The organism is Bradyrhizobium sp. STM 3809 (genome assembly GCF_000239795.1).
Lineage (GTDB): Bacteria > Pseudomonadota > Alphaproteobacteria > Rhizobiales > Xanthobacteraceae > Bradyrhizobium.
This window is the reverse complement of record NZ_CAFJ01000775.1, coordinates 1-976: the sequence shown is the minus strand read 5'-3', so window position 1 is coordinate 976 and position 976 is coordinate 1. Positions and strand designations below refer to the sequence as shown.

General features: G+C 67.3%; 1 protein-coding gene and 1 pseudogene. Both read right to left on the bottom strand.

What is annotated here, in order from left to right:
* Positions 1 to 209 (bottom strand): annotated as a pseudogene (locus tag BRAS3809_RS32825) (MBL fold metallo-hydrolase); the annotation flags it as partial.
* A gap of 335 nt (positions 210 to 544) precedes the next feature.
* A partial coding sequence (locus tag BRAS3809_RS32820; RefSeq protein WP_035660167.1) for a methyl-accepting chemotaxis protein occupies positions 545 to 976 on the bottom strand: 432 nt, incomplete at its 5' end.

Genomic DNA, 976 nt, shown 5'->3' with positions numbered 1-976 from the left:
ACGTCGCTGATGCTGGCATTGCTGAAGAAGCCGGCTTCGTGCGGCTTCTCCCAGATGCCGTCGTAGAGCGCGATCACTTCGCACTCGCCGACGCTGATCCGGCGATAGCCGCTCTCGGGATCCTTGGTGCGGCGGGACGGCTTGGCGCCGACGACGGCGAGACTCGCATCGAGACCAAGGGCTGCAGCAGCGGTGGCTGCCGACAGCACAAAGGTCCTGCGCGAGGGTCCACCCGCCGTCACGTTGCCCGCCACGAATCTTACCGCTGGTTGAATAAGTTTGAGATGCAAGGAACCTTTGCACCTTAGCGGGATTATGGCGCCGGGGCGGTCTTTCTGTCTCGGATGAGTCGCTTCCTTCGCAATGGATGCAAGGATCACACAGTTCGGGCGGTGAGCGCACCCGCAGGCAAAGCAGGGCGCATCGGCTTACCCGAAGACAAGGACATCGCAGGGTGCGACATCATCCGCGGCCGGCACGCGGCGGAGCAAGGGTTCAATGACCGCACGTCGGCCGGCCATCGGCCGCTACGCGCCCCTCACGCTCAGGCCGCGCGCACCGATTGCAGGAAGCGGCTGACCTCCTGCTTGAGGCGCTGGCTGTCGCCGGAGAGCTGACGCGCCGCACTGAGTACCTGGCTCGACGTGTCGCCGGTCTCGTTCGCGCCGCGCTGCACGTCGGTGATGTTGGCGGACACCTGCTGGGTGCCCTGTGCGGCGTGCTGAATGTTGCGCGCGATCTCGGAGGTGGCCGCGCCCTGCTCCTCGACGGCGGCGGCGACCGTGGCGGCAATCTCCGACAGCCGCTCGATCGTGGTCGATATCTCCCGGATGGCGCCGACGGATTCCTGCGTGGCTCCCTGGATGCCGGAGATCTGCTGGCCGATCTCGCCGGTGGCCTTCGCCGTCTGCTCGGCCAGCGCCTTGACCTCGGAGGCGACGACGGCGAAGCCGCGACCGGCCTCACCGGCGCGCGC